The organism is Leptospiraceae bacterium, from assembly GCA_016708435.1.
Lineage (GTDB): Bacteria > Spirochaetota > Leptospiria > Leptospirales > Leptospiraceae > UBA2033.
Map to the genome: position 1 here is coordinate 301,373 of JADJFV010000033.1, position 19,522 is coordinate 320,894.

Consider the following 19,522-nt stretch of genomic DNA (forward strand, 5'->3'; position numbering starts at 1 on the left):
TTAAATGCATCACTTTTTGTAAATAGTGATTGGCTTTATTTGGATTATCTGCATTAGCCGCTCTTCTCTTGAAATCTATAAATCTTTTTTATAAAAATGCGCGAGGTATACTCCAACGATTGCACCGAAGAGATGCGATTCCCAAGATACATACCATCCAACGAGTCCGGGAATTACGCCCCAAACAAGTCCTCCGTAGAGAACAGCAATGATAAAGGCGATGATAGCAAATAGTGGTCTTCTCTTGAAATACCCTGCCGCAATTAAAAAAGCTACGAGAGAATAAACGAGTCCACTGGCTCCAATATGATAAGCAGATCTTCCAAAAATCCAAACAAGTATATTCGCATAGAGAACCATAAAAAGCATAGCAGGAAAAGCAGGTTTGGGATACACAATGAGAAGAGTCGCCATCAAAAAAATAAGCGGCAGTGAATTAGACGCAAGATGAGAAAAACCAGAATGTAAAAAAACAGAAAGGGGAATCCCTATTAACCCCAAAATGGATCTAGGATAAACGCCTAACGTAGTCAAGTCCATTGGTAATAGCAAATCAATAACAGCTATCACCCAGAGAAGAGCGACAAATCCAATAGAATAACTAAACCCATGCTTCAACTTTTCAAAACCTTTTTGATTATAACTCATTTTAATTCCTCCAACTTAGGATAATTTATAGTAACCGTTATTCATTTATGTTGCAATGTAAAAGCTATTTCTTTTCCTATCTGATTTTTTATTCGCATTGGAGCCCATTGCAAATTTTTGCTCCGATAATTTCCTAAATTCTATTGTGTTACTCCTTTTTCACCTTTTATTTAGATAGAATTTACCGCTCTGTCATTATATGCCAAACTTTGAGGTGAGTTAAAGTTTTACCTTTTTAAAATTGTATTTATAGGTAGTATAGGTTTGCATTCCTGTCGGTGGAGGTGGAAACTCAATGGCGGAAATGATCTGCAAGATGCAGTGATTGAGAGATTCCGCATTTAAATCACTGCTTACCATTTCGGCTTTTTTTACTTTACCATCTTCTAATATATTCCAGTCGATTTCCACAAATCCGTCTGTTAGTTTTGGATTTGTTTTTAGAAAGTCATTATAGCATTCCTGGATGTCTCTGGCTTTTTTTCGTAAGGAATTGTTGACTGCAATTTCTTTGTATGGGTCTTTTGGTTTTCCTTTATTATCCCCTCCGGGGTTAGCAGAATTATATTCCATAGTGCGCAAGAGTTGTTGCTGAACTTCTTGTTGCTTTTTTGTATTGTAAACAATAAAAGCCAACATAGCAACAATTACTAATACTAGAGCCAAGATGAACCTATCTTTTTTATCCATAAATTTTCATTCCTCCTTCAAAACTCAGAATTCATAGATCACTGCTTTCTGTAAACATAGACAGCACCTGAACTAGATGCAGAGTTATCTGCACTGGCAGTTGTCCCATTGGTGATAGTTGTCTGGTTGCTGTCTTCCTGCATTGCCCCGACTGCAATCGTATCCCCGGATATGGATACAGGAAATCCAAACCAATCATTTGCTTCTGCATTGGGAGCTTTGATGTATGCTTCCTGAGCCCAGGTAGTTCCCGTTCTTTTGAATACATAGGCTGCACCTGAATTTGTTGCAGAATTATCTGCACTGGCAGTAGTTCCGTTCGTGATTGTAGTTTGATTGCTACTTTCATTCCTTGCTCCGACTGCAATCGTGTCCCCGGATATGGATACAGAGTATCCAAACGAATCACCTCCGTTTGCATTGGGAGCTTTGATGTAGGCTTCCTGTGCCCAGGTTGTCCCTGTTCTTTTGAATACATACACTGCACCTGAGCTAGGTGCTGAGTTATTTGCACTGGCAGTATTCCCGTTCGTAATGGTAGTCTGGTTGCTGCTTTCCTGATTTGCTCCGACTGCAATCGTATCCCCGGATATGGATACCTTACCTCCAAAGAAATCATTTGCTTCCGCATTGGGAGCTTTCAGGTAAGCTTCCTGTGCCCAGTTAGTTCCTGTTCTTTTGAACACATACAATGCACCTGAGGTAGATGCAGAGTTATCTGTACTGGCAGTAGTCCCGTTCGTGATTGTAGTCTGGTTGCTGTCTTCCATATGTGCCCCAACTGCAATCGTGTCCCCGAATATGGATACGGAAAAGCCAAAGTTATCCAGTGTTTCCGCATTGGGGGCTTTCAGATAGGCTTCCTGTGTCCAAGTAGTCCCTGTTCTTTTGAAAACATACACTGCACCTGAACTAGTTGCAGAGTTATCTACACTGGCAGTTGTCCCATTCGTAATGGTAGTCTGGTTGCTATCTTCATCTATTGCTCCGACTGCAATCGTGTCAGAGGATATGGATACAAGCTGTCCAAACTGATCACCTGCGTTTGCATTTGGGGCTTTCAGATAGGCTTCCTGTGCCCAGGTAGTTCCTGTTCTTTTGAATACATACACTGCACCAGCATCAGCTGCAGAGTTATCCCCACTAGCAGTTGTCCCATTGGTAATCGTAGTCTGGTTACTGTCTTCACTCCTTACTCCGACTGCAATCGTGTCCCCGGAAATGGATACAGACCATCCAAACTGATCACCTGCATTTGCATTGGGAGCTTTGATGTAGGCTTCCTGCGCCCAGGTAGTTCCCGTTCTATTGATTACATACACTGCACCAGCATCAGCTGCAGAATTATCTGCACTGGCAGTTGTCCCGTTCGTGATTGTAGTCTGATTGCTGTCCTCCCCATATGCCCCGACTACAATTGTATCTGCGGATATGGATACAGAATATCCCAACAAATCATTTGCTTCTGAATTGGGTGCTTTGATGTAGGCAACTGTCTCCCAGATTCCTTCTACTATGATATTAATAGTGGTACTGCTACTTCCACCGGAATTTGATGCAGTGATTGTATAATTTGCAGCAGCAGACATTAAAGTCGGTGTTCCGCTGATTGCACAGGTACTACTGTTAAGACTCAACCCCGCAGGCAAAGTCGGGCTTGCTGTACAACTGGTTATTGTCCCTGTGAATGTTGGAGTCTGAGTTGCGATTGGTACTGTTCTGGTAAAGGAATACGGGCTACCTGTGTAGGTCAAACCAGAGGGAGCTACAGTTGTTCCTGTGGTGCCAGTGCCAACTGAATTAGAGTTAATTGGCGTATTGTCTACAAATTGAATCTGACTGGTAATCTGGGCAGATGAAACTAATAATGCAGATCCATCACTCACTGGTCTTCCCACGGTGAATTTGCCTCCTTCTTGGGCATAACTTACTATTGCTGGAAGTAAAATGCTAGTAAGCGGAGTCGACGAAAAGGTAACTTGGTTTGTGCTTGATCCTATGGTAATGACTTTTCCGTCATTGCCTTTTCCATCAAATAGTCCATCTTCAAAATCGACTGCGTATGCTTCTATAATTGCGTCTATATCATCTATCGAAAGTGTATTTCCTTTTTTGTGTTTATTGGCTAAGTAGGAGAAGCCTGTTAAGATGGAAATAAATTTTGTAGTCAACGGACTGTCTGGTTTATCCAACTCAATTACTATATCATCTAATTCTGGATAATTTGTATCGGATATACTAGTAGTAGTGCTTCTAGGACTTAGGATTTCTTTACTGGATGTGCTGGATAAACCGCTACTCAGACCAAAGCGTATTACGACTTCTTTGCTCGCTTTTTTGTATAATGCATTTATATCAGCTCCACTTCCTGCTGCTTTGACTAATGCCTGTAATCTCCTAGCCAATAATTTTGAAAAGGGGGATACTAACATGTTCTTGCGGCTATTTCCGATTATCTTGCTTTCTGGAAGTATTGTAACTAATTTGAAACTAGAACTCGCAGGAACAGAAACATCAGAATTCACTTTTTCATCGAATAGAGTTGTATTTCCATTTGGATCAGGCGATACGGTCAAACAAATTACCCCACCTGTTTTATTGTATTCCAATGAATAATTGCCTGATGCATCTGTTGATCCTGTGACTAAAACATTGGAAGTATTGCAGCTACCATCAGCATTCAGAGGATTTACATTTACTTTTGCAGTTTTTACAATTCCTTTTACTGCAACTCCTGAGATTGTTAGCCGATTATTTCTTTGAAACATTAAACCAAGATTTAAAAAAATAGAATTTGAATCTTCTTTTGATTGATTCTCAGCCTTACATAAGAATAAAAATGGTATGATAAAAGGTATTAAGAGGTTTCGCATTACAACTCTCCAAGAAAATTAAAATAATTAATTGTAGATCATTATGCAATTAAGTCAAACTTTATACTTAATTCATTCGGGAATTTTTAGTAACTACTTTTAATTTTTGCAATGCTTGATGCACTTAGCATAGCTGTTATCAAATTCCTATTCTCCATTTTGCAAGTAGAATTGCCAAAAAACTAAAAAAATAAAAACCTACACCCCGCATAAGAATCCAGGACCAATTGGAAAGTCTAACGGCTGTTATCCAGGTGGCAATAGCATGAAGAATAAAACTATAACCCATATAGAGAGAGGCTAATGTTAAGAAATCTACAAAAATCGGAAAACTCAATAGTTCTGTGAATTTTTCAGGGAGAGAAGATTTGTATTTAAGAGAAAGAATATAAAATAGTGGATAATGCAGCAAATAGCTAATGATAAAAGTAAACCCAAATGCAAAGCTAAGTAATACCGGTTGCATTTTAAGATGAATAGGATTTTCTTTTTTGTAAGAAAAAAAAGCTAAGACAACGACCAGGACGAAAGACAATATGGTAACGATGTCAATTTCATTAAAGTATAAAACAGAGAAGGCTAGCTCAAATACTGCCATAATCACTGCTCCAATTAAGGCTACTTTCAAATTTGAAATAGAATCAAGGATAACAAAAATTAAAAGCGGAATAATACCAATAAACAGAGTAATACTCATTAGCCACTCCCCATTCTCAAATGTATTAATATAACCGGAACTGCAACGATGGAATAGGAAAGGTAAACGAAGATCATTTTTTACCTAACCCATTTCCAATAAGGAATGACAGAAATATTTTTATCCTCTACCAAAAAATTGGCTTCCTCATATTCAGAAATGACAATTCCTTCTTTGAGTTGAAACATATCGAGTGCTTCACAGAGTCCTTTGATTTCTCGTTCTTTATTTTGCTCGCCAAGACTTAGAGTTACTTGAATAGCGGATTGAATTTTATTTTTTTCAAGTGTAACAAAATCACATTCTAATTTATTTTTGAAATAATAAATTTCTTTTTGTCTTCTCTTTAATTCAATGAAAACTAAATTTTCTAATAATCGTCCCCGATCCTCTGAATTAGAAAAAGCAACTTGTTCACGCATTCCATTATCAATGACAAATATCTTTTTGCCGGTCGTATATTGTTTTTTTAAACTGAAGTCATATTTATTCAATTCAAAAACAAGATACGATTCTTCTAGAAAGGAAATATAGTCTCTGACGGTTAGAGAACTTTTAAATCCGAGGATATTTTTAATTCCATTAAAGCTAAACTCTTTTGTAAAATTTGTAAAAATATAATTTGCAAGAAGGCGAAACGGTTTTATTTCTTTGATTCCAAATCTTGTGATGATATCTTTGTAAATAATATCATCATAGGTTCTTTTTAAAAATTCTACATCTTTGTATTTTGTATAATCAGGAAAACCACCTTCCTTTAAATAAACTTGGTAGCCCGACACGATTTTTGCCTTTTCTGAAATAGTTGAATACTCAGTGGAAATATTTTGGAAACGTAAAAATTCCAAAAATGAAAACGGATACACTTCTATTTTTATATACCTACCCGTGAGATGGGTCGTAAGCTCCGTCGAGAGCATTTTTGCATTCGAGCCAGTGATAAACACCTTATAATCCTCATCGTGCATTCTACGAATAAACCGTTCCCAATTTGGGATATTTTGGATTTCATCTAGTAAGATATTTTTACTTTTACTTTGTTTTTGCCAGACTAGCAGAAGTGTATTAAAATCTTCCACACCGAATTGAAGTAGTCTCTCATCATCAAAATTTAGATAATAGAAATTTTCTAGCTTTGCAGCAATTTGGCGTAGCAGAGTGGATTTGCCACTTCTTCGAATCCCCGAAAGAACAACGATCTGTGTAGAGTTTAGGTATTTCTTTAATTCGAGATCTCTTTCTAAGCCTGAATTCTTGCTTTCAAATCCAACCTTTTGTTCTCTGACAATTTCCTCTATTAGGTTAAATTCCATAATTTATATTCCTAATATTAATTTATATTATTAATTTATATTGTCAATATGAATTATATCTAATAATTAATATTGACAATGTGAATTAACTTCCATCGACTTAGCCTTTGGTAATCTTTTAAAAGTTTTCTTCTCTACAAATAAATGCCTTTTGGGCGAGGCTATTTTTATGATGCAAACCTGTTATTGTTGTTCAGGCAAATTATTTGAAGAGTGTTGTAAACCTATTCTAGATGGAGTTCGTAAGGCAAGCACGGCGGAAGAATTGATGCGCTCTCGTTATAGTGCGTATGCGACAGCATCTGTTGAATATATTCTTCGCACCACACATATGTCCACCCGCAAACTCTATGATCTGACTACTATTCGGAATTGGGCTACCACAAGTAAATGGCTGCGACTTCAAATTGTTTCTACCAAAAAGGGTAAACCAGAAGATACAGAAGGCTTTGTTGAATTTAAAGCAACCTACCAAACTCCCGACAATAAAACGATTCTACACCACGAGCATTCTCTCTTTCTAAATGAAAAAGGAGAGTGGTTCTTTGTGGAGGCTTTGGAGTTGAAATAAATTTTTTATATAACGAATTTTATACTCTAAGTGTTTGAAATGCAAAGTAGCATTGAGCAATGAGAGAGAGTGGCAAGCACTGAAATAGTCCACTCTCGCAGTGGATAATTGAAGTTAGTCGTCTGCAATTGTTTTAACTTGCTTTTACGAAAAAACTGAAAGTCGAATTTTATTGAATTTTACTTCTTAGAATGTAGACCCAATTTATTGCCTTCACTATCAATAAAAACTGCAAAAAATCCATCTTGATCTTCATGAGGTGTTTTAGGAATTAAGATTTTTCCCCCATTTTGAGTAATCTTATCTAAAATATTTTGAAGATTTTCTCCTGCATTAAGATATATGGTCACTCCTTTAGTAGACGGTTCATAACCCTCTGCCTCTATAATGACACCTGTAACTTGTTGTCCTTCGTATGGCAAAATACCCATTTTCATACTTTTTAATTCCATCTTTTCTATTTTTATACCTAGAATAGATTCATAAAAATTTATCGCCCGAGTGATATTTGTTGCCGGTATCTCAAACATACCAATGTAACTATTCATCTTTTTCTCCTTATAGCCGCAATGCAAGATGCTCATTGCAAAAATTATTGTAATTAAACTGATTATTATTCTTTTCATGATTTAAATTATAACCTTATTAGTTGCAAAGGAATTGTAAAAATGCGACAATATCTTAAAATTATTTGTAGAAAATGGAGGAAAGTTTCATATTTTCATTTGTAAGAAATTCTTTCGGATTGATTCCTGTAAAATCTTTGAAATCTTTAATAAAGTGGGCCTGGTCATAGTATTCAAATTCATGAGCAATGCTTGTAAGATTTTCTGATTTTTCGCTTAAAAGCATTTTCAGGGCAGCTTGAAATCTCACTACTTTACCTAACTGCTTTGGGCTAATACCGATATGTTTCATAAACCTTCTCTCAAGTTGTCTTCTGAAAGAAGATTTATCGGTGAGAATCTCATGAATCGATTTGCTCCCATTACTAGAAAAAATAGTATCAATAGTAGATTTGACAAGGTCATTAATAACTAAAGGTTCGGTTATTCTTGAACGAAGAAAATTTTCAATTATTTCGATACGTTGATTAACATCCTTAGCGTTGATAATCCATTTTTCTAATTCGTTTGCCACATTCTCTCCAAATAATATTGCAAGCGGGGTTTCTTTATTTGCTAAGGATTTTAGTTGCACCTTTACTAAGTGGGCGAAACCGTATGGATAAAATCGAATCGAAAATGTATCAACATAACCTGTAGGCTGAATATAAAAAGGTTTCATGGTTTGTCCGAGAACCATAGCACGAGGTTGTAGAATATATTTATCATTTGAAGTATAACGCTTGATGTCATCGCCCAGAATAAAGGCCATCTCAATTAATCCATCTGGAATAATACGTTGTTTTTGGGGATCAGCTGATGCCTGAACTTTCAAAGTCCAATAGCAATTAACAAATAAGTCTAGATCGGAGTGAGGTAGAAAAGTTTGGTATTCCATTTATTTTGTAGTTTTGCACATTTCCTCACAACGTTTAGAGTGTCCGATGTTGAAATATGGCAAGAAAATTCCGTAAGAAAAAATTTGGGAGCGTAGTTATTGGATGTATGGCGTAAACAATGCTTCTCTGCAGTATGGTTACCAAGTCAAAAGTAAAAAAGTCATGATTTTATACAGTAACTAATTCTAGGTGCAAAAAAGTGTTTAATGTTTATTACCATAAAATAGTTTTCTTTTACCTTCCTATATAACAAACGACAATACTGACTTTCTGGATGGATTTAATATAGGTTGCGTTTGTTATAGACCTTATACAAAAGGTTAATTTCATTATGCCGCCGTTACTCCTCTGTAATACCAGATAGGCAGGGACTTATGGTGAACTCAGTCGAATCTATGCCTATCCTACCTTTGTGTTCTTTATGAAAACCCCATTCTCGCCCAATCGATAAAAACGACCCGAATGACTATAAAACTTTTTAAAATGACCACCAACCAATCCCCCTCTCTGCGCCTCTGTGGCAATCCTCCATTCAAATCAGGAAATTTTTTTCTTGCAAATAGATTAATTTATGTAATTGTGATTTTCCAATAGGATGCCGATAGAAATTATGGAACAGAAAAAAAGTAAGTTTATGTCGCTTATTGAGAGAATCACTGCAAAGATAGAAAAGTTAGACCATCTTTGTAATATTATCCCAGAAGAATTAGACAGTAAACGAGATGAAAGAAGTAAATGGAACAGTTGGCATTCTGAATGGAAAAAGGCTTGGATTGATAATTCAGATCCTTTTCTGAGTGAAGCCGAGAAAGAAGAGCGCAGAATTGCGACTTCTATTACCACTCGCTATCGTGCAGTAGATTAGCCAGTAGTTTCGTTTTCTTCTAAATTCCATTTCTAATTAGGAGATTCTGTAGAGGAAGAATTTAGGATGACAATCGCAAACGTAAACAACAACTTAAATACTTATCTTTATAGTTCTCTGCAAGAGGACTTGCAAGGTCTTGTCAATCAGGCTCGTGCTGAAGTATCGGAGCAAGAAGCAATTGAAGTTCCAAAGCCTGCCGCAAATCCAATAGAAGGACCTCTCGAAATAAAAGATGAATATGTTCCGAGTATTAAACCTAAAGTAGAAGTTACTTTAGAAGAAAGAATGAGTCAAGTCATCAGTCCTGAGGAAATGAAGGATTTACTTTCTATGCTCATGCGAACACCACGCATTTACACACCAGGTCAAATGGTGGATATAAAAGGGTAAGGGGTTCTCTCTGATCGCAATCATTATACAGGATAGTTCTTTCTGGCTTCTAGGAATATTATTTATTCTTTGCCTAGTTGGACTACTCGCAGCATTTTACAATCAACTGATCGCTCCCTTTATCCAGCAGAAAATTTCAGAAATTGAATATCCTCCTGAGATTGGGCAGAAGTTTGAATACATCGTCAATGAAACAGATCGTGTATCTTATTTTTCCATTGGTGCGAATACTGGTCAGATACCTACAAAATGTTCCGCTATTTCAGAAGACCATTTATCCTTTACCTTCAAGAAAGATCCTCGTGGAGAAGAATATACAATTACCATCAAAAGAGAGGGTCCTGTTCTTTATAAGCATCCTCGTATGAGTCATTTTTTAAAGTTGGCTTCCACTGAAAGATTAGAAAGTCACGAACTCATAGGCAAAGTTGCCGAGTTTAGACTATCGAATAAAATTTCTAAAGAGAGAATGATTGATTTTATCGAAATCACTTTGACTTCTGCATTTGTCATTAGCCGGTCTGGAGTCGAAAGAATGAAATTTATTTTTACATTCAGCAAAGTTCATCCTGGTTTTAACTTAAAAACTAAAAATCGAAAAGGACTTTTTCCTCTCGGAAAAGACGCTCATCAAAAAGAAGAAGCTATAGCCGAAGAAGATATTTAGTATTAATCTACCAACAAATTGAATGAAAGATACTTGTTATTAACCAGTTTTCTTAATTACAATGCAAGCAAGATACTCTAAGGTATTTTTAATTCCCTTTGATTTACCAAGTCCATCTATAAATAAACTAATTTGGAGTATGAGTTCTTTAGAGTTTTTGAATTTTGGTTTTGAAAACACTTCTGATTCTAGTTCACTCACAAGAATACTTGGATTTATATCTAATACTTCATGGATTCTATCTGAAAAAAGAATCAAATAAGCCGGGTTTGAGAACACTGCTTTTAAAAGTAAAGGCTCTGCATTGAAATCATAGTATATATCTTCACTGAATGTAGTCGATAAACCTTGGTCGTCAAGAAGCAGTAGTGGCATCTTTTGATTATGCGTAAAGCTAATATGATTTGATGTATTGGAAACATAAAGAAGACTTAGGTTCAAGTTTTCTTTTTTAGTTTGCTTAATTGCATTGTGGATTTGAGATAAAATCTCTTCTTCTTTTGCATTGTATAAGCCTTTTATAAGGGCGAAAATGCCCTGCAGTTTATATTTATAAATGGATTCCAGGATTTCTAAGTTTTCAAATCCTGCGACTAAGCATAAGTATCCGTTTTCGGTTTCTATTACATTCACAAAATCACATCGGGGATTATTCGTGTAATTTGGAAATACAGACACATCCAAATTCTTTAATCCGCCTAATTCTAATTCGGGCAAATAGGGTTTTAGCCGCTCGACTATATTTGTATTGTTTAGCTCGATTGATTTGATGAGTCGGTCTTCTTCTCTTTGCTTGTTTGCTATTATCCCCTTATGAAAGATACTGATGATCTGTGTGACTTCTGAATCTTGATAGAGGGTAATTGCATTTTCATCTAAGGGAGTAAGGGTTCTACTCCAATATTGAATCAAATGAGCTAAGTGTCTGAGTGATTCATAAAAATTATTTGTAAATACATAGGCTCCGAGACCTGCCATTACAGAGAATGATGTTGCGATTAAAAATCTTCCTAGAAAAAAATTGCGCGGAAAAACTTCTGTGTTTGTTTCAGTAATTTTACTGAGCCAAATAAAATTTTCAATTGCAAAGAAAAATAAAAATGCGGCTAATACCAAACCGAATACTAAAAATGAGATTCTAAGTCGAAAGCTAATACTTTGTTTCATCTTTTTTTTGCCACGATAAGCATTCTGGCACCATGGTTTTTGTATTTTTCCATTTTGTAATTTCCGTATGTTTGTAGAATATCTAGTTTTTGATTTTCTAAAATTGCAGAAATTTCTTCTAGAGTAAAAACTCGCATGATGTGTTTGTCTTTGATTTCTTTTTTGTCTAGGTTATATACAAAGTTTACTTCGACTAGGGTTTCTTCTGTTTGCGCGGCACCTTCTGCTCTCTTTACTTTGAAACCTCTGTTTCTTTTAATAACCAGATTTCCAATCTTTGCATGTCCCACTGTAGTTAGTGGTTTTCTTTGTATGAGTTGGATTGGGATTGCATTCCAAATTTCCATGATTACGATACCAGAGGGTTTTAAATTCTTTCGGATATTAGAAAAACTAGACTCCAAATCTTCCTTTGTAATCAAATAATTCATTGTCCCGAAAATAGAATAAATTCCATCGAATGCCTTTTCTTTTTTGTAGGTTTGCAAGTCACCAACCTCAAAATTGCAATTGGGAAATCTCTTTTGAGCATGAGAAATCATTTCCTTAGAGGAATCTGTGCCTGTGATTTTATAGCCTAGCTCTTGCATAGCAACTACATGCTCGCCTGTCCCACATCCAATGTCTAACACAGAATGGACTTTGTGTTTTTTATAGATTTCATCCAAAAATAAGACTTCTTCTTGGAATTTTCTTCCAGACTTCTCAATTTCGTAATAATATTCTGCTAATTCTGTATAAAGCTTCATTTTTAATATTTATTCTTCTTTTCCTAGATGAAATTCTATTGAATTAGATCCTTAGTTGCCGTTATTAGGTATATACTGATTGCTAAAAGTAATTTACAATAATCTTCTATCCGAGTAATCGGTAGATGGTATTCGAAAGATTTCTAAATTATTTGAAGCAAATTTTTTTTGGTCTAATGGCTATAATTTTATGATGAAATATATTTTTCCTTTATTCTTTTTTCTAGTTCTTACGGCACTCGAGGCAGATACTGCAAAGCGATTCGCAACTCAAACTGAAGTCTATCTTTGGGGTAGTATCTTTCTTGCACTTTCTCTTGGTAGCTTACTTCTTCTAGTCAATCTTTTCCCAAAAGGAGAAGCTTACAAGGCGTATGAGCAGCGAATGATGAACTTGCGAAAGAAATCTCCTGCCACTAAATCCCCTGAGAAAGAGAATGTTCTGCAATCCAATACTGAGGCAAGTAGTAATTTAAAAACAGAAATCGAAAAAACGGAAATCCAAACTAAGCCGGCAACAGTAGCCGCAACTGCTCCCGTTTTACAATCCACTCATACAAGTGTGAAAGTTCCTGAAACCAAACCTAGCATTCCTGCTATCAATCCTTTACCTCAACAAGAATGTGTTGTTATCAACTATAATAATGTGTTTGAACCGACTGCAACTATGGGCGAGACTTCTTGCAAAGATTTTATAAACAAACTTTCCAATCTAATTAAATGCAAATCCATTTCTATCTACTTTGTTCACAACCAGTCTTTCAGTTGTTACATTGAAAAGAAAGGCGATATCTTTACAAAGCTAGAAGCAGGGAAGAAGTCTGATTTGTCCGAAGAAATTTTAAAATATCTAAAAAATAAATTGGGAGCTTTTTCATCCAATCATGCAGATGCAGTTCTTCCTTTAGTAAATAACAATCAATTATTTGGTGCGGTTAAGCTTGAGTTTGCGGATCCACTTGCTAATCTAGATATCAATCCAATCTGGTCAGAAGTAAAAGCATTTGCAAAATACTTTGATCAGACAATTCATTATAATCTTTCTGTTCAGGATAACGAGACTTCTCTTTTCACTCTAGAGCATTTCAATAATATTTTAAATTATAGAGTATCACTCGATATTCCACAAAATTTAGCCTTATTGAAAATAATAAGCACTACAGATAAAGTAAAAACTTTTAAAGATATATCTGCTTGTATCAAAGAGGTTACAGGTAAGAAGCCTGAAATTTATAAGCTTTCGGAAGACTTACTCGGAATGTTTCTAACCTTAGAGGATAGAGATAAGCTAAGTAAATCAATGGGAATACTCATCAATTTGCTAAAGAAGAATATTGTTAATATTGAAATCGCTATTGGCTCTGCTGATTATAATGCAAATATAAAATTTGCAAACAAATGGCATGAGCGGGCTACTAGTGCGCTTAACGCATCTATTCAATCAGGAAAGAATAATTTCAAATTATTTGTGGAGCCTCCTAAGTCTACGTAGTCTTCATGGGTAGTTTTAAAAGATTCTTTCTTGGGTTACCATTCCTTATCCGCTCATCCTGGGCTACGATTTCCTTCTTCTATTCAAATAGAAGAAGAAATCCTATCCAGTAAACTAGTTCCTGACAAACAATATCGTTTTAAGTATTATTTTCCAAAGAATAGAAGTAAAGAAAAAAATCCGACTATCTTTTTAACTCACGGAATGAGTGGATACGGGATTGATGATTTACGAATGTTTGATGCTGCTATAAGCCTTTCTTCTGGCGGTTACACTGTAGTAGTCCCTGAGTTTAAGGAAATCAAAGCTTTAAAGATTACACCAGAGAGTGTTCGCAATATCAAAGATGTCTTTTTGGTTTTACTAGATCAAAAAAATATTAATACAACCGATATAGGTTTTTTCTCGATTAGCTTTTCTGCTGGATACGGTTTAGTTGCTCTTACTGATCCAGAGATTGCATCAAAAGTAAAATCGGTTATCGCGATCGGTGGCTTTGCCAATCTATTGGATACTTGTAGTTTTGCGATCGGAAATTATTTGGTGGATGACTATCCTGGAAATATCCTGTTTTATAATTATCTACACCTCTTGTATAAAGACTCGGAAGAGTTAGCAAATACTTTTTATGAAGCTGCCTTAGACAATGGATTCAATCGAAAGGGAAATGACCAAATTGCTCCCAAGCTGTATGAAACGCTGAGTGAGAAACAGAAAGAGATATTTGACAGGGTAAAGGTCGATGAATCTTTCAGAAAAGAACTGGTTGGCAAAATCAAAGAAGCCTACGGCGAACCGGCAAATTCTATTTCGCCAATCTTTTACATTCATAAGATGAAATCTCCCGTTTGTTTGGTTCATGGCAAAAATGACAATGTAATCCCGGAAAATGAGTCGCTTACACTAGCATCGAGAATGAAAGAGGCGGGTTTAGATTTTTATTTGGAAATTACTGGATTGCTTTCTCACGGTGACAAGGTTCCTTTCTGGAATCAGTTAGGTAGTTTGCCTAGTTTATCAACGGCTTTTGGATATTTTTTTGAAAAATTAAGCGAAAGGAAATAAATTTCTTTTAAAAACCGATAATTAAATTTACATTAGTGAATAAAGAGAGTGACAAAAAAGGATTTACGGTATCCAATACATCCTACAAGATTTGTCTATAGAATAGGTTATGGAAGAAAAAAATCAAAATAATATGGCCAATATGGTTCAGTTAACAGATACTCGGCTGGATTGTATTTCGATTGAAATTGCAAAAGATTCAATGTCAGCAGATATCGTAATCGATATTACAGGCATTAGTATGCGAGACTTCTCTCCTACAATGATTTACAACGTTATCACTAATTCCAAGCTTAATGAAGAGATGGTTAATTTTAGCTTGATAAAAGAAGTTGTTGATGAAGTTACCAATCGAAAAAAGAAAGTTCTCCCGATCAATCAAGTCCAAGACCCCAGCGAGAGCATTGTTCGCCAGCCGATTGCAATGGGTGTCCCCATTGTCCATGGTATAGATGGATGGGTAAAATTCTATCACCCTCATAATCAAAGAGTTGTTATTAAAGAAGATGGTTCAGCTGATTTTAGAAACTTAGAGAAGTTCATTTCTATCAAGAAAGCTGAAAAAATTGCAACCTTATTTGCGGGAGTTCCAGGCAAACCCGGAAAGGATGTTTTTGGAGTTGTCTTAAATGCTCCTGCCATTAAGCGTCCTAAGATTACCATTGGTGCTAATATTATTACAACTAATAATTCATCGCCGGAAGAGCCCGAAAAAGTTTATATAGAATATACATCAGCTTGCGATGGGGTATTATTTTCTACCGATGAATCTGTAACTGTATCTCCTGAATTAAGAATTGATCAGAGTGTGGGAATTACCACTGGGAATGTCAAATACAATGGAACCGTGAACGTTATGGGCTCTATAGAAGATGGCTCTCGCGTTGAATGTGAGGGTAGTCTCAATGTCGGAGAAAATTTAGAGTCATCTGATATTTCTGTTGGTAAAGATTTGTTTGTCAAAGGTGGCATTAAAGCGAAGGCAAAAGGCTTAGTTAAAATCGCTGGAAACGTAAAAGCTAAATTCATCGAAAATTCTATTCTAGAGGTCGGCGGTGATTTAATCATCGAAGGATATATTCTCAATTCAAAAATCTACTGCCTTGGAAGTATTGTTCTAACAGGACCTACCAGTGCGATTCTTGGATCGGATATTGTTGTGATGGGTGGACTCTCTACACACAATTTAGGCTCTAATGCTGGTGTTGACGTAATCGTTGAGCTAGGAGTTCATTTTCAAAATGAGAGACTATTCGATGAATTCCAAAACAAGGTAAAAGCTTCCGAAAAAGAAATGACAAGTATTATTCCACAAGTGCAACAAGCAAATAATATGATCAAGCAACTTCGAGGCAAGCTAGACGAAGACAAGAAGAAGAAGTTCACAGAATTATTTGAGCAATTTAAACAAAAGAGCACCAATCATAAGTTTGTAACAGAGAAGTTTGAAGAGCTAAAGACCTCTCGGTTTAACCAGGAGCATATTAACATTGTTGTAAAAGGTGCCGCATTCCCGGGAGCAGTCATCAAATATCGTAGGCAAATTGAAAAGCTTACCGCGATGCAGTCAGCTTTCATGATGAGTTTCCTTCCAGGACAAGAAAGTGCTCCCATGACAGCGATTAGCGTTAAGAAGAAATAGATTTTGAATGTGTCATTTCCCGGGGAATTTCACGACCCGTTTGGTCGCATACAGATCCCGATAGGGAATGACCGAAGCCTACTTTTTGGTCGCAAAATGGATGACGAAGCCACTTTTTTTTTGGAAAAATAAAAAATCTTTTTGAAAGACTAATCATGTTCTTTTAAACTGGCATTAAATTTATAAAAGAATAGGGATTTTTTATGCCATTAAAAAAGAAGCTTAGCGTATTTGCCGGCTTGTTGTTAGCCGTATCCTTAAATACAAGTTACATTTTCGCTCAGGACACTCATTCGCATGAGACAAGTCCAACGACAGAGCAGCACTCTGTAGACCATGCCACTACAGGTGGACACGATGAACACAAAGGTGCCGACTTAGCCATTTGGTCAGTCATTCCATTTGTAATCATTTTACTATGTATTGCAATTCTTCCCATTTCCCCACATCATATCGCGCATTGGTGGGAACAAAATAATAATAAGCTTATCATCTCCGGTGTATTGGGTGGGATCGCCTTCGGGATATTAGCCGCAAATGGATGGTTTGGAAAAATTTATCATACGTTAGTCTTCGAGTATGTTCCTTTTATTATACTCCTCGGCTCTTTGTTTTATATCTCCGGCGGTATTGTATTAAAAGGGGATATCAAAGCAACACCGGTAAATAATCTTTTATTCTTACTGACTGGTTCTTTTCTTGCTTCTATCATTGGAACGACGGGAGCTTCGATGCTTTTCATTCGTCCACTCCTTAAAACAAACTCAGAAAGAAAGCATGTGGTTCACACTGTCATCTTTTTTATCTTCATGGTTTCCAATATCGGAGGCTCGCTTACTCCTCTTGGAGATCCACCTTTATTCTTAGGATACTTACAAGGTGTTCCATTTACATGGACATTTGGTTTGTTTCCAGAAATGATTTTTTCTATTGTTATTCTCTCAATCGTTTATATCATTTGGGATAATATCCAATACAAAAAAGAAACCAAGATAGACATCAAGAAAGATGCTGCTGCAGCAGAGCCTATTTCCATCACCGGTCAAGTAAACTTCTTGTGGCTACTTGGTATTGTTCTCTCCGTTGCTTTCTTAAATGAAAACTATATTCCTGCAATTAAACATAATCCTTACATTGCATTTGTTAGAGAAGCTGTGATGATTGGTTTGGTTTTTGCTTCTTTCTTTACATCTGATCCTAAGCTTAGAGAGCATAATAAATTTACTCTTGGTCCTATCCAAGAGGTGGCTTATTTATTCATTGGTATTTTTATCACAATGATTCCAGCTTTGATTCTCTTAGAAGCTCACGGAAAAGAACTCGGCGTAACGCAGCCTTGGCAATTCTTTTGGGCGACGGGTGGATTCTCTTCTGTTCTAGACAATGCTCCGACTTATCTAACTTTCTTAAGTTTAGCTAAGGGTCTTACAGGAGCGACTGACGTTCACCAAATTCTCGCAAATAAAGAATGGGAACAACTACTCAAAGCCATTTCAGTTGGTGCCGTGTTCATGGGTGCAAATACTTATATTGGTAATGCTCCTAACTTCATGGTAAAATCAGTAGCAGAAGAAAACAAAGTTCCTATGCCAAGCTTTGGCGGCTACTTACTGTATTCCTTTGGAGTATTGATTCCACTGTTTATATTGATTACTTTAATATTCTTTTAGATAAATCTTCTCGTAGTAGAGACAGGTCTCAGACCTGTCTCTACTCGTTATAAAAAATTCTACTTTTACTAGAATCAATTGAAGGCTACTCTAAAAAATCTCTCCTTGATAAACTAGAATATCGCATTTTCTTTTTCTAAGGAATATTTCAATATAGTAAAACCAATCTTAACTTAGGAGTTAAAATATGAAAAGTAATATAGTAATGATTTTTATTGGTATATTAGTATTAACCGCTTGTGCTGGTGCAGAAAAGAAAAAAGAATCAGGATTCCAAACAGCCTGTTATAAGGGATCTATGACTCATACAACCAAACTCACAGATGCAGAAATGAGTGCCTATGCAATTCAACTACCGGCGGAGATTCATGCTGATGTTGAAAAAAATATGAAAGATGGAAAGCTAATTGAAGCAGTAAAAATTATTCGTGGGTGTTTGGACATAGATCTGGCAAGCACGAAGGGAATTACTGACAGAATAAAAGTCAAATTGAATCTTTGATCTAAAAATGTAATTCCCGATATTTTCACAGAAAACTTTTGGGATGACAAAAAGTTAAATCTCGCTTTCTATTTCTTCGCATTTTTCTTCTTCTGTTTCAAATTCTATCGTGGAATGGAGAATATTCTGATGTAGTAGTGATTGACGAATATTTTTCTTTATGCGCATCACATCTTTCCATTCTACATTTGTTTTTAATTTCACATGTGCAGTAAATGCATTTAGAGTAGTGCTGATTGCCCAGATATGTATATGATGAACCTCTAATACTCCTGGAACGGTTTCCAATTCCTTTTTTATATCTGTTATGTGAATTCCATCTGGAACTGCATCAATTGAAAGATGGAAACTCTTCTTTAAAAGATCGAATGTGCTAAATAAAACAACAATCGCGATTATGATACTAATCACTCCATCAACCCAATACCAATTAGTAAATGCAATGATTACTCCTGCAACTAAAACACCTAAGGAGACTAACGCATCAGAAAGCATATGTAGATAAGCCCCTTTTACATTCAGATCTCTTTCTTTATCTTTTAAAAAGAGCCATGCTGTGAGAGCGTTAATGAGTATTCCAACAGCAGCAACAAATGCTATCGGATTACCATTAGTAGGCGCTTGCGTTTGAAATCTTTGAATGCTTTCCCAAATGATTCCTCCCATCGCGAGAAGTAATACGATAGCATTGAGTAAGGATACAAGTATGGTTGTTTTCCTGTAACCGTAAGTGTATTTTGTATCTGGTTGTATTTTTGCTAATCGAAATGCTAATAGGGCAAGGAGCAAACTTGCTACATCACTTAGATTGTGTCCTGCATCTGATAAGAGTGCGAGTGAATTATAATAGAACCCACTTCCCGCTTCCACTAAGACAAAGAGGCTATTTAGTATTATCCCTAAAATAAACCTTTTGTTTAAATCGCTAATTTCATGTGAGTGATGGTGGTGCTGATGATGGTCATGCATTGCGTTTCCTTCTCATTAGATGCTTAGGAACAATAGATTGTTACT

The 19,522-nt window shown here is 36.1% G+C and carries 19 protein-coding genes; 9 read left to right on the top strand and 10 right to left on the bottom strand.

Annotated features, from left to right (window positions below; genetic code table 11):
• Positions 1-75: 75 nt before the first annotated feature.
• The 5 genes from IPH52_22205 to IPH52_22225 form a co-directional block, all read right to left on the bottom strand.
• Positions 76-648, bottom strand: coding sequence for a rhomboid family intramembrane serine protease (locus IPH52_22205; protein ID MBK7057711.1), 573 nt, complete (start codon positions 646-648; stop codon positions 76-78).
• A gap of 219 nt (positions 649-867) precedes the next feature.
• Entirely contained in the window at positions 868-1,338 is a 471-nt protein-coding gene (locus IPH52_22210) for an AgmX/PglI C-terminal domain-containing protein (GenBank protein ID MBK7057712.1), read from the bottom strand.
• Between the two features lie 38 nt (positions 1,339-1,376).
• Positions 1,377-2,927 carry an FG-GAP repeat protein gene (locus IPH52_22215; GenBank protein ID MBK7057713.1) on the bottom strand — a complete coding sequence of 517 codons (1,551 nt, stop codon included), beginning with the start codon at positions 2,925-2,927 and terminating at the stop codon, positions 1,377-1,379.
• A gap of 1,423 nt (positions 2,928-4,350) precedes the next feature.
• On the bottom strand, positions 4,351-4,908 hold the full coding sequence (locus tag IPH52_22220) for a hypothetical protein (protein MBK7057714.1): 558 nt from the start codon (positions 4,906-4,908) through the stop codon (positions 4,351-4,353).
• 80 nt (positions 4,909-4,988) lie between these two features.
• The gene (locus IPH52_22225; protein MBK7057715.1) at positions 4,989-6,221 is read right to left on the bottom strand and encodes an ATP-binding protein; all 1,233 of its coding nucleotides are present in this window, start codon (positions 6,219-6,221) and stop codon (positions 4,989-4,991) included.
• A 172-nt stretch (positions 6,222-6,393) separates the two neighbouring features.
• Here IPH52_22225 and IPH52_22230 point away from each other — a divergent pair, with 172 nt between their 5' ends.
• Positions 6,394-6,792 (top strand): hypothetical protein, encoded by a 399-nt coding sequence (locus IPH52_22230; protein ID MBK7057716.1) that lies wholly within the window; start codon positions 6,394-6,396, stop codon positions 6,790-6,792.
• Positions 6,793-6,971: 179 nt separating this feature from the next.
• Here the strand turns inward: IPH52_22230 and IPH52_22235 are convergent, their stop codons facing one another.
• A complete protein-coding gene (locus IPH52_22235) occupies positions 6,972-7,418 on the bottom strand; it encodes a VOC family protein (GenBank protein ID MBK7057717.1) in 447 nt (148 codons plus the stop codon).
• Positions 7,419-7,479: 61 nt separating this feature from the next.
• Positions 7,480-8,295, bottom strand: a complete 816-nt coding sequence (locus IPH52_22240; GenBank protein MBK7057718.1) for an AraC family transcriptional regulator — start codon at positions 8,293-8,295, stop codon at positions 7,480-7,482.
• A gap of 611 nt (positions 8,296-8,906) precedes the next feature.
• Here IPH52_22240 and IPH52_22245 point away from each other — a divergent pair.
• From IPH52_22245 to IPH52_22255, 3 genes are all read left to right on the top strand, one after another.
• The gene (locus IPH52_22245; protein ID MBK7057719.1) at positions 8,907-9,161 is read left to right on the top strand and encodes a hypothetical protein; all 255 of its coding nucleotides are present in this window, start codon (positions 8,907-8,909) and stop codon (positions 9,159-9,161) included.
• A gap of 66 nt (positions 9,162-9,227) precedes the next feature.
• Positions 9,228-9,554, top strand: coding sequence for a hypothetical protein (locus tag IPH52_22250; GenBank protein ID MBK7057720.1), 327 nt, complete (start codon positions 9,228-9,230; stop codon positions 9,552-9,554).
• 364 nt (positions 9,555-9,918) lie between these two features.
• Positions 9,919-10,221, top strand: a complete 303-nt coding sequence (locus IPH52_22255) for a hypothetical protein (protein MBK7057721.1) — start codon at positions 9,919-9,921, stop codon at positions 10,219-10,221.
• Positions 10,222-10,260: 39 nt separating this feature from the next.
• Here IPH52_22255 and IPH52_22260 read toward each other — a convergent pair whose 3' ends face one another.
• Together IPH52_22260 and IPH52_22265 are read right to left on the bottom strand one after the other, a co-directional pair.
• Positions 10,261-11,388: a hypothetical protein gene (locus IPH52_22260; protein ID MBK7057722.1), complete on the bottom strand. Its 1,128-nt coding sequence runs from the start codon at positions 11,386-11,388 to the stop codon at positions 10,261-10,263.
• On the bottom strand, positions 11,385-12,137 hold the full coding sequence (locus IPH52_22265) for a class I SAM-dependent methyltransferase (GenBank protein MBK7057723.1): 753 nt from the start codon (positions 12,135-12,137) through the stop codon (positions 11,385-11,387). Before IPH52_22265 ends, IPH52_22260 begins: the two co-directional genes overlap by 4 nt.
• A gap of 190 nt (positions 12,138-12,327) precedes the next feature.
• Here IPH52_22265 and IPH52_22270 point away from each other — a divergent pair, with 190 nt between their 5' ends.
• The 5 genes from IPH52_22270 to IPH52_22290 all read left to right on the top strand — a co-directional run bounded on the left by IPH52_22270 (position 12,328) and on the right by IPH52_22290 (position 18,508).
• The gene (locus IPH52_22270) at positions 12,328-13,629 is read left to right on the top strand and encodes a hypothetical protein (GenBank protein ID MBK7057724.1); all 1,302 of its coding nucleotides are present in this window, start codon (positions 12,328-12,330) and stop codon (positions 13,627-13,629) included.
• 30 nt (positions 13,630-13,659) lie between these two features.
• A complete protein-coding gene (locus tag IPH52_22275) occupies positions 13,660-14,694 on the top strand; it encodes a hypothetical protein (GenBank protein MBK7057725.1) in 1,035 nt (344 codons plus the stop codon).
• A gap of 109 nt (positions 14,695-14,803) precedes the next feature.
• Positions 14,804-16,336: a DUF342 domain-containing protein gene (locus tag IPH52_22280; protein ID MBK7057726.1), complete on the top strand. Its 1,533-nt coding sequence runs from the start codon at positions 14,804-14,806 to the stop codon at positions 16,334-16,336.
• 203 nt (positions 16,337-16,539) lie between these two features.
• Positions 16,540-18,006: a sodium:proton antiporter gene (locus IPH52_22285; GenBank protein MBK7057727.1), complete on the top strand. Its 1,467-nt coding sequence runs from the start codon at positions 16,540-16,542 to the stop codon at positions 18,004-18,006.
• Between the two features lie 187 nt (positions 18,007-18,193).
• A complete protein-coding gene (locus IPH52_22290; GenBank protein ID MBK7057728.1) occupies positions 18,194-18,508 on the top strand; it encodes a hypothetical protein in 315 nt (104 codons plus the stop codon).
• A 54-nt stretch (positions 18,509-18,562) separates the two neighbouring features.
• Here the strand turns inward: IPH52_22290 and IPH52_22295 are convergent, their stop codons facing one another.
• Positions 18,563-19,477 (bottom strand): cation transporter, encoded by a 915-nt coding sequence (locus IPH52_22295; GenBank protein ID MBK7057729.1) that lies wholly within the window; start codon positions 19,475-19,477, stop codon positions 18,563-18,565.
• Positions 19,478-19,522: the final 45 nt, after the last annotated feature.